This window comes from Agromyces protaetiae, assembly GCF_030866785.1.
Lineage (GTDB): Bacteria > Actinomycetota > Actinomycetes > Actinomycetales > Microbacteriaceae > Agromyces > Agromyces silvae.
Genome location: NZ_CP133018.1, coordinates 1,541,479 through 1,556,569, shown reverse-complemented (window position 1 = coordinate 1,556,569; position 15,091 = coordinate 1,541,479). Strand labels below are relative to the sequence as shown.

The window sequence follows — 15,091 nt, the reverse complement described above, 5'->3', positions numbered from 1 at the left end:
ATGAGACGAATCCGCCACGCCACCCCGAGCCGCGGAAGTGATCCGGAGGAAGTATGGCCGCCGAAGATGCCGAGTTCACCCAGGTGTTCCGCGGGTACGACAAGGACGAGGTGGAGCGGGCCATCAACGGCCTGCGCCGCGACCTGATCACCGCGAACACCAGCGGGGCCGAGCTCGGCAAGGAGAACAAGCGGCTCCTCGCCCGGATCGACGAACTGACCGCCGAGCTCGAAGAGGTCGGCAGCCCGACCTTCTCGGGTCTCGGCACCAAGCTCGAGAACACGCTGCGCGTCGCCGAAGAACAATCCACGCGCCTCATCGCGCAGGCGGACATCGACGCCGAGAAGCTGCGCCGCACCGCCGAAGACGAAGCCCACCTGCTCCGAAGCGACGCACAGGAGTTCTCGGAGCGAACGATCCGCGAGTCCCGCACCCAGGCCGCGCGCACGCTCGAGAACGCGCGCGCCGAGGCCGACGACATGGTGGCCCGCGCACACGACACGAGCGAGCAGCTGCGGCAGGATGCCGAGCGCGACGCCGCCGCGATCCGTGCGGCGGCGTCGACCGAGTCCGCCGAGCTCAGGAGCAGCGCGAACCGGGAGGCCGCGGCGACGCTCGCCGATGCCGAGCGCCGGGCCGGCCAGACGCTCGCGGATGCGAAATCCGAGGCGAACGAGGCGCACGCCACGGCCGCCGGCCTCCAGCAGGAGACCGAGCAGACCAGGGCCGAGGTCGCGGTCGAACTCGACCAGGCCCGCGCGGAGCTCGCCCGGGAGAGCGAGCAGGCACGCATCGACCTCGCCAAAGAGACCGAGCAGGCACGCCTCGACCTCGCGCGCGAGAACGCCGAAGCGCGCGCCGCCATCGAGGCGGAGATCGAAGAACGCCGCACGCGTCTCGAACACGAGCTCGAACAGGCCCGCGCCGACCTCGAGCGGGAACTCGCCGCCGGCCGCGCCAAGCTCGTCGAAGAGCGCGAGCAGGCACAGGTCGACCTCGAACGCGATCACGAGAACGCCAAGCTCAAGCTCGCGCACGAACTCGACCGGCTCCGCGCGAAGCACGACGCCGACCTCGACCAGGTCCGTGCCGACCTCGCGCTGGAGCAGGAGCAATCGCGGGCCGATTTCGAGGCCGAGGCCCAGCAGGCGCGCATCGACCTCGACAACCAGCTGACCTCGATGCGGAAGAAGACGACGCACGAGGTGAACCGCATGCGCCGCGAGATCGAGCAGGCGCGCATCGACCTCGACGCCGAGCTCGCCACACGCCGCGACGAAGCCGAGCAGGAGCTCCTCGAGCGTCACCGCGCGGCTGCCGCGGAGACGCAGGGCTTCCTCGACGAGGCGAACGCCGAGCTCGCCGAAGCCGTCGCCCGCACGTCCGAGGCCAGGGCGGAGAGCGAGCGGCTCGAGGCGCACCTGCGCACCGAGATCGCCGAGCTCCGCGACCGGGCCGACGAAGAGGCGACCGAGCGAATCGCCGAGGCGCACGCGCAGGCGCGGAAGCTCGTCGCCGACGCCGACGAGCGCAGTCGCGCCCTCGTCGCCGACGCGGAAGAACGCCTCTCGCAGATCCGCATCGAACGCGATGCGGTGGCCGGCTACTTCGAAGGACTCCGCGGCGTGCTGACGCAGGCCGAGCAGGCCACCGGCGAACTCCGCAAGTAGCCGGCGGAAGCGACGACGGGTGAAGATTCAGAACGCCTTCCGGCTCGGGCTGGTCGGCACGCTCGGCATCGGCGTGGGCGCGCTCATCCTCTACTCCGTGGCGAGCCTGTCGACCATCATCACGTACGTCGGTGCCGCGCTGTTTCTCGCGCTCGGACTCGAGCCGGCCGTCGTCTGGCTCGAACGGCGACGGCTGCCCCGTTGGGCGGCCATCCTCATCGTGATCGCCGGCGTCGGCGCGGTGGTCGCCGCCCTGGTGCTCGCCGTGGTGCCGATCATCGTCGACCAGGTCAGTCAGCTGGTCGAGGAGCTGCCGGCGATCTTCACGCGCTTCAGCAGCACGGCCGACTGGCTCGACCAGTTGCAGGAACAGTTCCCGTCGCTCGACGTCCGAACGGTCTACGACTACGTCTCCGGCGCGATCGTCGAGTTCGTCTCCAACCCCGACAAGGTGAGCGAGCTCGCCGGCGGCGTCTGGCAGGTCGCACTCGCGATCGGCGGCGGCCTGTTCGCGGTCGTCGTCGTCGTGATCCTCACGCTGTACTTCACGGCCTCCCTGAACACCATGAAGCGCGGCGTGTACCAGCTCGTGCCGGCGTCACGCCGCGCCCGGTTCGCCGACCTCACCGATCAGATCACGGAGTCAGTCGGCCGGTACGTCATCGGACAGGCCTCGCTCGCGGCGATCAATGGCGTGCTGAGCTTCATCTTCCTCTCGGCGATCCGCGCCCCGTTCCCGGCGGTCCTGGCCTTCCTCGCCTTCGTGTTCTCGCTGGTGCCGCTCGTCGGCACGTTGAGCGGCTCGGTGATCATCGTGCTGGTCTGCCTCCTGCCTGGGCTCGGCTCGCCGCTGACCGCGCTCGTCGCCGCCATCTACTACCTGATCTACATGCAGATCGAGGCATACGTGCTCTCACCGCGCATCATGAACCGCGCCGTGAAAGTGCCGGGAGCGCTCGTGGTCGTCGCCGCGCTCGCGGGCGGCTCCCTCCTCGGCATCCTCGGAGCGCTGATCGCCATCCCGGTCGCCGCCTCGATCCTGCTCATCATCAAGCAGGTCGTGATCCCGCGTCAGAACGAGCGCTGACGCGGCGTATTCGCGCCCCGAGACGTCAGCCGACCGGCCAGTGCGTCGGCAGCGGCAACGCCTCCGGCGCGACCGCGCCGACGATCTCGTCGAGCACCCGGCGGGTCTGCTGCTCGCCGACCCAGAGATGCTTCGCGCCGTCGACCGGCACGACGCGCACGTGCGGCACCGCCGCGAACCGCGTCGCGGCCTCGGCCGGCCGCAGGAAGTCGTCGTGCTCGGGGATCAGGGCGATGACCGGCACGTCCACGTCGTTCCAGCGCGCGAGCTCGGCGTCGGAGGTCCGGCGGAGCGGCGGCGAAAGCAGGATCACACCTTCGATCTCGTGTTCGAGCCCGTGCTTCAGCGCCAGCTCCGTGCCGAACGACCAGCCGACGAGCCACGGCTTGGGCAGGCCTCGCTCACGCACGAACCGCATCGCCGCCGAGACATCCGCCCGCTCGCCGACCCCGTCGCCGAACTCACCCTCGCTCGTGCCGCGGGGCGACGTGGTGCCGCGGGTGTTGAACCGCAAGACGGCGAGCCCGGCGAGCGCCGGCAGGCGCGCCGCCGCCTTCCGCAGGACGTGGGAGTCCATGAACCCGCCGGCCGTCGGGAGCGGGTGCAGCGTGACGAGCGTGGCGACCGGAGACCGGTCGGCCGGCACGGCGAGCTCACCGACGAGGGTGAGCCCGTCGTCGGTCCGCAGCTCGACGTCTTCGCGCACCGCGGGCAGTTCGACGCCCGCGCGGATCTCGGTCGGTTCGGCTGCGCTCACGGGGCTCCCATCCTCCAGCAGTGCGTGTGCCAGTGCCGGCGCGCTGCGAGGTCGGCAGCATCGCCGAGCACGCCGTCGGCCCGCCAGGTGACCAGGTGCGCCGTGCCGGGAGCGACGTCTTGGCCGCACCCGGGGCAGATGTACGCTTTCGTCGCCTGGCGCTCGGACACCGGCTGCACATTCCATTCACGGCCCGCGCGGACCTCTGAGCGGCGCCAGCCGGCGGTCAGCCGCTCGACATCCAGCTCGGGGTGCCCCGCCCGTGCCTTCGCGGCACGGCCGCGAGCTCGGTTCGACGGCGCCATCGTGCCAGTCTAGGGCGCCGTTCAGTACCAGCCGGAGGCCTGGGACTTGGCCCACGCCCCGCACGGCGTCTGATAGCGACCCTGGATGTAACCGAGGCCCCATTCGATCTGCGTGGCCGCGTTCGTCTCCCAGTCGGCCCCCGCCGACGCCATCTTCGAGCCCGGCAGCGACTGCGGGATGCCATAGGCGCCGCTCGACGCATTATGGGCGTTGACCCGCCAGCCGGACTCCTTCGCCCAGAGGGCGTACAGGCAGTCGAACTCCGAGGCGGGCCAGCCGCGCGCGGCGACCGCGCCGGCCGCGTACGCCTGGGCCGAGCCGGGGTCGGGCGTGATCGCGGGCGGCGCCCAGCCCGAGTCGGACGAGGTCGAGCCCGGCGCGGGCGCGGGTGGTGGCGGCGGCTCCGGCGGCTTCTCGATCACGTGGTAGCTCTCGCGCGCGACCGACATCTCGAAGTCGCTCGACACGTCGACCCCCTGTGCGGCGGCGCCGCCGAACCGATCGGCCGGCTGGGCGTATTCGGACGAGGCGGTCGCGACCATCGACGGGTCGGCGATGTTCACGAGCAGGAAGCTGAAGGCCGCGCTGAACGCGAACCCGAACGTGAGGGCCTGCTTCACGCGGCCGACGGGCCGAACGGAGCGCTCAGCCTGCGGGCGGGAGACCACGGGGTGACGGCCGACCTGCTGCGCATGCTGCGCCGACGAATCCGAATGCCTACCCACGATCACCCGAGTCTAGCGGAGGGCACTCCCCGGGTCGAACGAACCCGCCGCCTCACCGGACCGCGAGCATGACGTCGACCACCGCATCCAGCACGAGGTCGACCTGGGCCTCACGGTAGCCTCCGCGCTGCGCGCGGAACGTCACGGTGCGCACGTCGTCGACGCTGATCGGCCAGCCGTCGCTGAAGTACCTGGTGAGCCGCTCGGCGAACTTGTCGACCTCTTTGACGTTGTACCCGAGCACGAGCGGGCTCACCCGGTCGAACCGCTGCGCCTCCGGGCGCGCGAGCCGGTTCGACACGACCTGCGCCGTCGTCCGTGCCTCACTGAGCCAGGCCTCGTCGCCGTGCAACCGGGCGGCGATCTGCCGCTCCTTCGCAGCGAACGCGTCCTCCAGGCGTTCGAGGGCGGCGTCGACGTGCGCGGTCGAGTAGCCACCCTTCTGCATGGGGAACGCCGTGAGCCTGATCCGCTCTGCGGTCATCGGCGGGTCGTCGGCCGCGGGCTTGCCGTCATATGCACGTCTCGCGACCTGGAGGAAGGCCTCGACCTGGGCGGTGTTGTAGCCGGGCTGGGGCTTGCGCGCGCGGGGGAAGGTGGAATCCACCGATCCAGTATCGCTCACGCGCCGCCGAACACGCTGAAGGCGATGAACGCGACCGCCGCCGACGGCAGGATCGAGTCGAGGCGGTCGAGGAAGCCACCATGCCCCGGGAGCCACGAGCTCATGTCCTTGATGCCGAGGTCACGCTTGATGAGCGACTCCGCCAGGTCGCCGAGCGTCGCGCTCAGCAGGATGGCCGCACCGAAGATCAGTCCGAACCACCACGGCTCGCCGAGCATGAAGAGCGCGAGCAGCACGCCCGCCAGGAGGCTGGCCCCCGCCGCGCCCGCAAACCCTTCCCAGGTCTTCTTGGGGCTGATCACCGGCGCCATCGGGTGTTTGCCGAACATGAGCCCGAACGCATATGCGCCCGTGTCGGCCGCCACGGCCGTGATGATGAACGCGAGCGTCCACCACTCGCCGCCGTCGGCGGCGGTGAGCACCACGGCGAACGAGGCGAGCAATGTCACGTACCCCTGGACGAACGCACCGGCCCCGAGGTCGCGGAGGAGCGATCGGCTCCCGCGACGCGCGGCCGGGGACACGAGCACCGCGACGAGACGCCAGACCCACACGAGCAGAATGCCGCCGAGCACGGCGAGCAGCTGCCCGCCCGCGCCGAGGTAGTAGGAGACCGGCACGGTCACCACCGCCACCGCGACCGTCGGCACGATCGGAACCGCGATGTCGCCCTTGCGGAGCGCCTGCACGAGCTCGATGCTCGCGAAGGCCACGAGCACCACCACGAAGACCATGAAGAGCTCTTTGAGCACGAGCAGGCTCAGCAGCAGCAAGGCGCCCGCCGCGACGCCGATCAGGATCGCGAGGATCAGATTGCGCCCGGTACGCGCCTTGATCTTCTCTTGGGCTTGGTCGAACTGCGCCTTGCCCGCCTCGAACTGACGCTCGAACTCGGCGCGCCGGGCGTGCACCTGCGCGCGGAACTCCGCGCGCGAGGAGCGGTCCGGCCGCGAGGCATCCGTCCGCTCTTCATCTGGGACGCCTGACATCGCCCGCCCTCGTCTCAACCGGTCTCAGACTTCGAGAAGCTCGGCTTCCTTGCGCTTCAGCGCATCGTCGATCTGGTCGACGTGCGCCTTCGTGACCTGCTCGAGCTCCTTCTCGCCGCGCGCCACCTCGTCGTCGCCGACCTCGCCCTTCAGCGCGTCGAGGTCGTCTTTCGCCTTGCGCCGGATGTTGCGCACGGACACCCTGGCGTCCTCGGCCTTCGACTTGACGAGCTTCACGAACTCTTTGCGGCGCTCCTCGGTGAGCTCGGGCAGCGTGACGCGAACGATGTTGCCATCGTTCGTGGGGTTCGCGCCGAGGTTCGGCGTGTCGCGGATCGCCTGCTCGATGTCCTTGAGCGCACTCTTGTCGTAGGGCGTCACCACGAGCGTGCGGGCCTCGGGGTTGTTCAACGAGGCCAGCTGCGACAGCGGCGTCGGCGTGCCGTAGTAGCTCACCATGATCTTCTGGAAGAGCTGAGGATTCGCCCGGCCGGTGCGGACGGTCGAGAAGTCCTCCTTGGCGACCTCGACGGCCTTCTGCATACGTGCGGTGGCGTCAGACAGTACATCCGCGATCACTTGGAGCTCCTTCGTTTCGCTGCTCGGGACAGTCTATCGACCACCGACCGGCACGCCGTTCGCGACGACCGTGCCGAGATCGGATCCGAGGATGGCCGCGGTGACGTTGCCGGCCGGCTCCATGCCGAAGACCTGCATCGGCATGCCATTGTCCATGCAGAGGCTGAAGGCGGTCGAGTCCACGACCTTGAGCCCCCGCTGGAGCGCCTCCTGATAGCTGATGCGGTCGATCTTGTGCGCATCGGGATTGGTCCGCGGGTCGTCGGAGTACACGCCATCCACGCCGTTCTTGGCGACCAGCACCACTTCGGCGCCGATCTCGAGCGCCCGCTGCGCCGCGACCGTGTCGGTCGAGAAGTAGGGCAGGCCTGCGCCGGCGCCGAAGATGACGACCCGGCCCTTCTCGAGGTGCCGCTCGGCACGGCGCGGGATGTAGGGCTCGGCGACCTGCGTCATTGAGATCGCCGACTGCACCCGCGTCTCAGCACCGGCCTGCTCGAGGAAGTCCTGCAGCGCGAGCGAGTTCATGACCGTCCCGAGCATGCCCATGTAGTCGGCGCGCCCGCGGTCCATGCCGCGCTGGCTCAGCTCGGCGCCCCGGAAGAAGTTGCCGCCGCCGACGACGATCGCCACCTCGACCGTGCGTGCCGCCTCGGCGATCTCGCGAGCGATCGCCGAGACGACGTCGGGGTTCACGCCGAGCGCGCCGGCGCCGAACGCCTCCCCGGAGAGCTTCAGCATCACCCTGCGTCTGCGTTCGGTCATCGTGCCCATCCTTCCATCCGGATCAAAACTACTGCCACGCACGAAAAGGGAGTCCGGATCGCATGCGATCCGGACTCCCCATCGGTGGTGTTACGCGCCGACCTTGAAGCGAGCGAAGTCGCTCACCGTGATCCCGGCGTCCGCCAGGACCTTCTTGATCTGCAGCTTGTTGTCCTTCGCGTAGTCCTGTTCGAGCAGGGCGACCTGCTTGAAGTAGGCGCCGAGACGACCCTCGACGATCTTCGGGAGCGCAGCCTCGGGCTTGCCCTCCTCGCGAGAGATCTGCTCGACGAGCGCGCGCTCCTTCTCGACCAGCTCCGCCGGCACGTCCTCACGCGTGAGGTACTCGGGGTTCGCGAACGAGATGTGCTGTGCGACCGAACGCGCGGTCTCGGCATCGGTGCCCGAGTACCCGAGCACCACGCCGACCTGCGGGGGCAGGTCCTTCGACGTCTTGTGCAGGTAGATCGAGAACTGCTCGCCCTTGACGAGGCGCACGCGGCGAAGCTCGACCTTCTCGCCGAGGATCGCCGCGTCCTCGTCGATGACCTGCGCGACCGTCTTGCCGTCGACCGGGGCGGCCAGGGCGGCCTCGACCGAGTCGGCACGGGCCGCCGCGACGGCCGCGAGCACGCGGTCGGCGAGCGCGACGAACTTGTCGCCCTTGGCGACGAAGTCGGTCTCGCACGCGAGCTCGAGCAGCGTCGCAGTGCCGTCGCCGTTGTCGACGGCGGCCACGAGGCCCTCAGCCGTGGAGCGGTCGGCACGCTTCGCGTTGCCCTTCGCACCCTTCAGGCGGAGGATCTCGATCGCCTTGTCCATGTCGCCCTCGGCTTCGACGAGCGCGTTCTTCGTGTCGATCATGCCGGTGCCGAGGCGCTCGCGCAGGGTCTTCACGTCTTCGAGAGAGAAGTTGGCCATTGGTGAATCAGTCTCCTGGACTCGTGGTCTGGATTCGTGAACTTACTTGGACGTGGGCTCGGCCTCGTCGGCGTCGGCCGTGTCGGCTGCGGCCTCGTCGGCTGCGGCCTCGTCGGCTGCGGCCTCGTCGGCTGCGACCTCGGCCTCGACCGCTGCCTCGGCAGCGGCGGCGCCGGCCTCGTCGGCCGCGGTCTCGGTGGAGGCCTCGGCGACGGTGTCGGCGGACACGACGTCGGCGATCTCGGCGACCTCTTCGGCCTCAGCCGTGGCGCCGTCGACCTTGTCGGTCTGCGGCGACTGCTGCTCGGGCTCCTTGGCCTGCAGCAGCTCCTGCTCCCACTCGGCGAGCGGCTCGGCGGCCTCTTCGCCCTCTTCGGGCTTCTGGTGGCGCTGGATGAGGCCCTCGGCCGCGGCGTCGGCGACGATGCGCGTGAGCAGGCTCACCGAACGGATCGCGTCGTCGTTGCCCGGGATCGGGTACTGCACCTCGTCGGGGTCGCAGTTCGTGTCGAGGATGCCGATGACGGGGATGCCGAGCTTCTTGGCCTCGTCGATCGCGAGGTGCTCCTTCTTGGTGTCCACGACCCAGAGCGCCGAGGGCGTCTTCGAGAGGTTGCGGATGCCGCCGAGCGACTTGTGCAGCTTGTCGAGCTCGCGCTTCTTGAGGAGGAGCTCCTTCTTGGTGAAGCCGCTCGTGGTGCCCTCGTAGTCGAGCTCCTCGAGCTCCTTCATGCGCGCGAGGCGCTTGGAGACCGTCTGGAAGTTCGTGAGGAGGCCGCCCAGCCAGCGCTGGTTCACGTAGGGCTGGCCGACGCGCGTCGCCTGCTCGGCGATGGACTCCTGCGCCTGCTTCTTGGTGCCGACGAAGAGGATGGTGCCGCCGTGGGCGACCGTCTCCTTGACGAAGTCGTACGCCTTGTCGATGTAGGCGAGCGACTGCTGCAGGTCGATGATGTAGATGCCGGAACGCTCGGTGAAGATGAACCGCTTCATCTTCGGGTTCCAACGGCGGGTCTGGTGCCCGAAGTGCACGCCGCTGTCGAGCAGCTGGCGAATGGTGACGACGGCCATGGCCGAGGCTCCTTCTGTAGGTTTCAGTTGTCGCTCCGGCCGGCGGCCGGAAGCCCTGGTGCCCGGCACGGCTCCGCCTCTCGTCACGAGGACTTGAGGACTGAGTGGAGTCGGTGGCCGAATGGGCACGCGGAGTCACCTCGCATGGCGAGGCGCATCGGACATGCTATCACGCGGGCGCGCCCTCCCCAGGCGGCCGGCCAGGCCCCGAGTGCACGGATGCCGCGCCGCACCGCGGCACCGGCTCGTAAGGCGAGGACACTGCCGTGATGACTCGTCCCCGAAGCCGGCGCGCGCGGCGCGGCGTCACCACGCATGCCGTCGTCCTGCTCGTCATCGCGATCCTGTGTCCGATCACGGCGGCGGCGCCGTCGACGGCGGCCGGCATCGGCCGCGCCGCGGAGATCCGTGCCGCGGACATCCGTGCCGCGGAGATCCGTGCCGCGGACATCCGTGCCTCGGACATCAGTGCCGCGGACATCAGTGCCGCGGAGATCCGTCCGGCCCCGTGGCGGTGGCCGGTGGCGCCGCCGATCCGGGTGCTCGAGCCCTTCCGTGCACCGCTGACGCCCTACTCGGCGGGGCACCGAGGCATCGATCTCGCTGTCCGGGCCGGGGCGGAGGTCGCCGCGGCCGCGCCGGGCGTGGTGCGGTTCGCCGGCCGGGTCGCCGATCGGCCGCTGGTCTCGATCGATCACGGCGACGGTGTGATCAGCTCGATCGAGCCGGTCGAGCCGTCGGTCTCGGTGGGCGACGTCCTCGAGCGCGGCAGCCCGATCGGCCGGGTCGCGGCGGGCGGTCACTGTGCCGACGTGTGCGCCCACTTCGGTGTGCGGGTCGACGAAGAGTATGTGTCGCCGCTGCTGTTCCTCGGCGGCGTGCCGCGGGCGGTGCTCCTGCCGCTCAGCGAGTGAGGTACGGCTGCACTGGGCGCCACGACGTCCGTCAGGCGCGCGGATGCGCCGTGCGGTACGTCTGCTTCAGGCGCTCGGCCGAGACGTGCGTGTAGATCTGCGTCGTGCCGAGACTCGCGTGCCCGAGGAACTCTTGCACGGCGCGCAGGTCTGCACCGCCGTCGAGGAGATGCGTCGCCGCAGTGTGGCGAAGTGCGTGCGGCCCACTGGGGCCGGTGCCGGGGATCTCGGCGAGCAGTCCGGCGACGAGCTGATACACCGAGCGGACACCGAGCCGGGCGCCGCGAGCGCCGAGGAACGCGGCGCTCGTCGCCATCGGCCGGGTCGGGGCTGCGGCACGCTCGGCTGTGAGGTCGCCCGCCCGGCCCGCGGCCTGTTCGGCGGCGTCGCGAGCGGCCGCCAGCATGGCCGGCCGAGCGCGGTCGAGGTACCGGTCGAGCGCCCGGGCCGCGGGGGCGCCGTACGGCACGACCCGCTCGCGCGATCCCTTGCCGATGACGCGCACGGTGCGTCGCCCCCGATCGATCGATCCGACATCCAACCCGACGAGTTCCGACACGCGCAGACCCGAGGCGTACAGCAGCTCGATGATCGCCGCGTCGCGTGCGGCGATCGGCTCGCCGAGCGCGGCGCGCGACTCGAGGCGGTCGAGTAGCGCAGCGACGGCGTCGTGCGTGAGCACCCGCGGGAGCGGGCGCTGCGCGCGCGGCGCACGCAGCCGAGCGGCCGGGTCGGCCGGCAGGAGGCCTCGGCGCGTCGCCCAGGCACAGAACCCGCGAACGGAGGCTGCGCGGCGGGCGATGGTCGCGCGGGCGAGGCCCTGCTCGGTGGCGGCCCACAGCCAATCGCGGAGTGCCGACAGTTCCAGCTGCGCGAGGCGGGCGGGCCGACGGACGTCTGCTCCGTCGTCGGCGTGCTCACCCCGTTCGAGAAACGTCGTGAGCTCGGTCAGGTCTGCGCGGTAGGCCGCCACCGTGTTCGGTGAGTACCCGCGTTCGTCTCGGACGTGCGCGAGGTACTCGTCGACCGCGGCGCCGAGCGTCGGCGAGGTGGTCGCACTCACGACCCGGGCTTCCGCGAGAATCGTTCGAGCCGGCCCGCACGATCGAGGCGTTCGAGCTCGGCGAGGAACTCGGCGTTGAGGTTCGAGACGACCCGCGCATCGGAGACCGGAACGACCGAGGTCGTCGCGCCCTCGTCGAACAGGTGGACGAGCGAGAAGGACCGCCCGCCGTCGATGCCGACGAGCTCGCGCGGCGGCGCCGACAGGTCCATGGTGTACGCCGTCGCGCCGGCGACGGCGACGGGGATACCCGCGAACACGCCGTTCGTCGGGTAGTGCAGGTGCCCGCCGAGGATGAGACGGACGTCGGACCCGGCGAGGGCCTCGGCGAGCAGGTCTTGGCCCTGCAGCTCGAGCACGTCCATCACCGCGAGCGGGGTGGAGATCGGGGCGTGATGCAGGGCGAGGATGCTGCCGTTGGGTGCGGGCTCGGCGAGCACCGTCGACAGCCAGGCGGCGGCCGCGTCGTCGACCGCGCCGTGGTGCCAGCCGGGCACGCTCACATCGAACGAGATGATGCGGAGCCCGTCGCGGTCGACCACGCGGTGGACCGGCTCGTCGCCGGCCCCGGCCTCATCGAGGAGTCCCGCACGGAACGCCTCGCGCTCGTCGTGGTTGCCCATGACCCACACGAGCTCGGCGCCGCTCGACGCCGCGAGCGGTTCGAGGGCTGCCCGCGCCCTCGCGTAGGCATCCGGCTCGCCGAGGTCGGCGATGTCCCCGGTGACCACGATCGCATCGATGCCCGTGCCGAGCCGCTCGAGTTGCCGAACCGCCTGCGCGAGCGCCGCCACGGTGTCTGCCCGGCCGCCGAGCAGCGCTCCCCCGGCGAGCAGGTGGGTGTCGGACAGGTGCACGACCACGTGCCGTGCAGCCGGATACCGCCCGAGCCTGGCCGAGGCGCCGCTTCGCTCTTCCACGCCGCCAGCCTAAGACCGCCCCCCGACGCCTGCGCGCCCACGCGCCGCGGTGCGGCGCACATGTGTTCCCGACGCGCCCGCTCTTCCTGACGGGATCACTCACGCCGCGAGCGGGCCACCCATCCCCCGGCGCGCTGGGCGGCGCGACCAGCGACGTCGAGGCCGCCGAGCACGCTCATGACCCGCCGGGGCGGCAGGCCCGCTCGGCGGGCGACGTCGTCGACGGCGCGCGGCGACCGTACGCTGAGGGCGTCGAGCACGCGGACCTCCTCGGGGCTGAGCTCGGCCGCCGCCGCGCCGCTCGTCTCGGGTTCGCCGGTCACGAGCTCGGCCATCTGCGCCGCGTTGGTCACGCACACCGCGGCGTACTCGCGGAGCAGCCGATGGCACCCCGCCGACGACGGGCTGGTCACGGGGCCGGGCACCGCGCCGAGGGCGCGACCGAGCGCAGCGGCGTGGCCGGCGGTGTTCAGCGAACCCGATCGAAGGCCGGCCTCGAGCACGACGGTCGCCGTGGTCGATGCGGCGATCAGCCGGTTGCGTTGCAGGAACCGCCAACGCGTGGGCGCCGCACCGCACGGCATCTCCGAGAGCACGGCGCCGGTCTCGGCGATCTCGGTCAGCATGCGGTCGTGGCCTGTCGGGTAGAACCGGTCGACGCCGCCCGCGAGGAAGGCCACGGTCGAGCCCTTGCGGCGGAGCACCGCGCGATGCGCCGCCCCGTCGATGCCGTAGGCGCCGCCCGAGACGACGACGAGCCCGCGGTCGCTGAGACCGGTCGCCGACTCGCCCGCGACGAGCTCGCCATAGCCGCTCGCCGCACGCGCACCGACCAGCGCGATCGAGCGCTCCGCCTGCGCGATCGCGTCAGGGCGCCCGCGCACCCACAGCCCGAACGGCGCGTGGTCGCCGAGATCGTCGACCGCCCTCGGCCACAGGCGATCCGACGGCACGAGGAATCGCGCGCCGACCCGCCCGGCCTGGATCGCGGCGGCGACGATCGCCGAAGGATCGATCCGTGGGACCCACCGCTCCACGGCAGCCCGCGCCGTGCGCCCGTCGATCGACTCGCCTGCAGCTCGGAACACCGTCACGAGGTGCGGCGTCGACGGCCGGCTCACGACGAGTTCGGCGGCCCCGACCGGCCCGAGCAACGCCACGAGCCGCCCGAGCACACCGTCGCCGGGCTCGGCGATGGCGCCGAGCACGACAGCCGCTGCCGCCTCGGCCCCGCCGTCGGCATCGGCCCCTCCGTCGGCATCGGCCCCGCCGTCGGCATCGATCCCAAGACCGCCTCGCACCTCGGCGAGCGGCCCGGCGAGCCGCGCGGCGAGCGCTGCGAACCCGGTGCTCATTGCGAGATCCCCTGCCGGAAGAAGAGCGCGCGGCCCACGTGGTCTGCCGTCGGCACGCTCGCGCCGTCGAGGTCGGCCACGGTCCAGGCGACCTTCAGCACGCGGTCGTATCCGCGCATGGTGATCGTGCCGCGCTCGAGCGCGCGGTCGAGCGACGCGGTCGCGCGACCGCCAGGATGCAGGCCGCCCGCACCGCGGAGCCACGGGCCGGTCATGTCGGCGTTCGTCCGCCACGGCGTCCCGCTGAGCCGGGTCGCGGCGGCGGCGCGAGCCTCGGCCACCATGCCTCTCGCCACCTCCGACGTGAGCGCGGCCGGCGACCCGCCTTGCGTGCCTGGCGCACTCCCCGCCTCCCCCGGCACGGGCGGCGTCGAGATGCGGGGCACCCACAACCGCACGTCCACCCGGTCGCGCAGCGGCCCCGAGAGTCGCGCCTGGTATCGGCGTCGCGCATTCGGCGGGCAGGCGCACTCCGCGGGCTCGGCACCGCAGGGACACGGGTTCGAGGCGAGCACGAGCTGGAACCTGGCCGGGAAGACCGCGACGGCTCCCGCGCGGTGGATGCTCACGGTGCCCGACTCCAGCGGCTGCCTGAGCGAGTCGAGGACCGCCGCCGGGAACTCGGGCGCCTCGTCGAGGAACAGCACGCCGTGCGTCGCGCGCGCCGCGGCCCCCGGGCGGATCACGCGGCTGCCGCCACCCACCATCGACGCCGCCGTCGCGGTGTGGTGCGGCGCCTCGAACGGTGGGCGAAGATCGAGCCCGCACGGCGGCGCCAGACCCGCGAGCGACCTGAGCGAGGCGACCTCGAGTGCGGCGTCGGTGCCGAGGTCGGGCAGGATGCCGGGCAGCCGCGACGCGAGCATGGTCTTGCCCGCGCCGGGTGGCCCCTCGAGGAAGGCGTGGTGCCCGCCCGCCGCCGCGACCAGCATCGCCTCGACGATCGTGCGGTTGCCGCTCACGTCGGCCAGATCACCCGGTGGCTCGGCGAGCGCCGGGGCGCTCACCGAGCCATCGACGACCTCGCCGGGCGCTGCGGCATACTTCTCGAGCGCCTGCTCGTCGAACCGGCCCCCGTGCCGTAACGCGGCTTCGAGCAGCGAGCCGACCGCGATCACCTCGACTCCCGTCACGAGCGCGGCCTCGTCGGCGTTCGCGGCGGGGACCATGACCCGACGGTGCCCCGCCCGCGAGGCCGCGAGCACGGCGGGCAGCACCCCCGCGACCGGGCGCACCCGCCCGTCGAGCCCGAGCTCGCCGAGATGCACGACGTCGGCGGCCGACTCCGCATCGACGAGCCCCGCGGCGGCGAGGCAGGCCACCGCGATCGCGAGGTCAAAACCG

General features: G+C 71.6%; 16 protein-coding genes and 1 pseudogene. 3 read left to right on the top strand and 14 right to left on the bottom strand.

Features of this window, described 5'->3' with window-relative positions; translation table 11 throughout:
* The first annotated feature begins 53 nt into the window (after nt 1–53).
* Nucleotides 54–1,670 carry a DivIVA domain-containing protein gene (locus QU602_RS07170; protein WP_308799564.1) on the top strand — a complete coding sequence of 539 codons (1,617 nt, stop codon included), beginning with the start codon at nt 54–56 and terminating at the stop codon, nt 1,668–1,670.
* A 19-nt stretch (nt 1,671–1,689) separates the two neighbouring features.
* Nucleotides 1,690–2,757, top strand: a complete 1,068-nt coding sequence (locus tag QU602_RS07165; RefSeq protein WP_308799563.1) for an AI-2E family transporter — start codon at nt 1,690–1,692, stop codon at nt 2,755–2,757.
* Nucleotides 2,758–2,782: 25 nt separating this feature from the next.
* Here the strand turns inward: QU602_RS07165 and QU602_RS07160 are convergent, their stop codons facing one another.
* The 10 genes from QU602_RS07160 to QU602_RS19110 all read right to left on the bottom strand — a co-directional run bounded on the left by QU602_RS07160 (nt 2,783) and on the right by QU602_RS19110 (nt 10,082).
* On the bottom strand, nt 2,783–3,514 hold the full coding sequence (locus QU602_RS07160; protein ID WP_308799562.1) for an alpha/beta hydrolase: 732 nt from the start codon (nt 3,512–3,514) through the stop codon (nt 2,783–2,785).
* Complete coding sequence (locus QU602_RS07155; RefSeq protein WP_308799561.1) at nt 3,511–3,819, bottom strand: hypothetical protein; 309 nt, start codon at nt 3,817–3,819, stop codon at nt 3,511–3,513. The genes QU602_RS07160 and QU602_RS07155 overlap by 4 nt, the downstream gene beginning before the upstream one ends.
* A gap of 21 nt (nt 3,820–3,840) precedes the next feature.
* A complete protein-coding gene (locus QU602_RS07150; RefSeq protein ID WP_308799560.1) occupies nt 3,841–4,545 on the bottom strand; it encodes an aggregation-promoting factor C-terminal-like domain-containing protein in 705 nt (234 codons plus the stop codon).
* Between the two features lie 52 nt (nt 4,546–4,597).
* Nucleotides 4,598–5,152 (bottom strand): DivIVA domain-containing protein, encoded by a 555-nt coding sequence (locus QU602_RS07145; protein WP_308799559.1) that lies wholly within the window; start codon nt 5,150–5,152, stop codon nt 4,598–4,600.
* Nucleotides 5,153–5,166: 14 nt separating this feature from the next.
* Nucleotides 5,167–6,159, bottom strand: coding sequence for a phosphatidate cytidylyltransferase (locus tag QU602_RS07140; RefSeq protein WP_308799558.1), 993 nt, complete (start codon nt 6,157–6,159; stop codon nt 5,167–5,169).
* 24 nt (nt 6,160–6,183) lie between these two features.
* A complete protein-coding gene (gene frr / locus QU602_RS07135; protein WP_308799557.1) occupies nt 6,184–6,738 on the bottom strand; it encodes a ribosome recycling factor in 555 nt (184 codons plus the stop codon).
* Nucleotides 6,739–6,771: 33 nt separating this feature from the next.
* Nucleotides 6,772–7,503 carry a UMP kinase gene (gene pyrH, locus QU602_RS07130; RefSeq protein ID WP_308799556.1) on the bottom strand — a complete coding sequence of 244 codons (732 nt, stop codon included), beginning with the start codon at nt 7,501–7,503 and terminating at the stop codon, nt 6,772–6,774.
* Between the two features lie 90 nt (nt 7,504–7,593).
* Nucleotides 7,594–8,424, bottom strand: coding sequence for a translation elongation factor Ts (gene tsf / locus QU602_RS07125; RefSeq protein WP_308799555.1), 831 nt, complete (start codon nt 8,422–8,424; stop codon nt 7,594–7,596).
* A gap of 42 nt (nt 8,425–8,466) precedes the next feature.
* Nucleotides 8,467–9,495 carry a 30S ribosomal protein S2 gene (rpsB, locus tag QU602_RS07120; RefSeq protein ID WP_308799554.1) on the bottom strand — a complete coding sequence of 343 codons (1,029 nt, stop codon included), beginning with the start codon at nt 9,493–9,495 and terminating at the stop codon, nt 8,467–8,469.
* 83 nt (nt 9,496–9,578) lie between these two features.
* The gene (locus QU602_RS19110) at nt 9,579–10,082 is read right to left on the bottom strand and encodes a pentapeptide repeat-containing protein (RefSeq protein ID WP_373692899.1); all 504 of its coding nucleotides are present in this window, start codon (nt 10,080–10,082) and stop codon (nt 9,579–9,581) included.
* Here QU602_RS19110 and QU602_RS19105 point away from each other — a divergent pair.
* Nucleotides 10,017–10,409: a M23 family metallopeptidase gene (locus QU602_RS19105; RefSeq protein ID WP_373692898.1), complete on the top strand. Its 393-nt coding sequence runs from the start codon at nt 10,017–10,019 to the stop codon at nt 10,407–10,409. The two genes, QU602_RS19110 and QU602_RS19105, sit on opposite strands and share 66 nt — an antisense overlap.
* A gap of 31 nt (nt 10,410–10,440) precedes the next feature.
* On the opposite strand, the gene QU602_RS07110 is transcribed toward QU602_RS19105, so the two are convergent.
* The 4 genes and pseudogenes from QU602_RS07110 to QU602_RS07095 all read right to left on the bottom strand — a co-directional run.
* On the bottom strand, nt 10,441–11,472 hold the full coding sequence (locus QU602_RS07110) for a tyrosine recombinase XerC (RefSeq protein ID WP_308799552.1): 1,032 nt from the start codon (nt 11,470–11,472) through the stop codon (nt 10,441–10,443).
* Nucleotides 11,469–12,392 carry a metallophosphoesterase gene (locus tag QU602_RS07105; RefSeq protein WP_308799551.1) on the bottom strand — a complete coding sequence of 308 codons (924 nt, stop codon included), beginning with the start codon at nt 12,390–12,392 and terminating at the stop codon, nt 11,469–11,471. The genes QU602_RS07110 and QU602_RS07105 overlap by 4 nt, the downstream gene beginning before the upstream one ends.
* A 95-nt stretch (nt 12,393–12,487) precedes the next feature.
* On the bottom strand, nt 12,488–13,747 hold the full coding sequence (gene dprA, locus QU602_RS07100) for a DNA-processing protein DprA (protein ID WP_308799549.1): 1,260 nt from the start codon (nt 13,745–13,747) through the stop codon (nt 12,488–12,490).
* A pseudogene (locus QU602_RS07095) lies at nt 13,744–15,090 on the bottom strand (YifB family Mg chelatase-like AAA ATPase); the annotation flags it as partial. The pseudogene QU602_RS07095 and the gene dprA, both read right to left, overlap by 4 nt.
* Nucleotide 15,091: the final 1 nt, after the last annotated feature.

Excerpts from the sequence above, each read along its gene's own strand:
- QU602_RS07170 (WP_308799564.1), top strand. The coding sequence starts at position 54 with ATGGCCGCCGAAGATGCCGAGTTCACCCAGGTGTTCCGCGGGTACGAC.
- QU602_RS07155 (WP_308799561.1), bottom strand. The coding sequence starts at position 3,819 with ATGGCGCCGTCGAACCGAGCTCGCGGCCGTGCCGCGAAGGCACGGGCG.
- QU602_RS07140 (WP_308799558.1), bottom strand. The coding sequence starts at position 6,159 with ATGTCAGGCGTCCCAGATGAAGAGCGGACGGATGCCTCGCGGCCGGAC.
- pyrH (WP_308799556.1), bottom strand. The coding sequence starts at position 7,503 with ATGACCGAACGCAGACGCAGGGTGATGCTGAAGCTCTCCGGGGAGGCG.
- tsf (WP_308799555.1), bottom strand. The coding sequence starts at position 8,424 with ATGGCCAACTTCTCTCTCGAAGACGTGAAGACCCTGCGCGAGCGCCTC.
- rpsB (WP_308799554.1), bottom strand. The coding sequence starts at position 9,495 with ATGGCCGTCGTCACCATTCGCCAGCTGCTCGACAGCGGCGTGCACTTC.
- dprA (WP_308799549.1), bottom strand. The coding sequence starts at position 13,747 with ATGAGCACCGGGTTCGCAGCGCTCGCCGCGCGGCTCGCCGGGCCGCTC.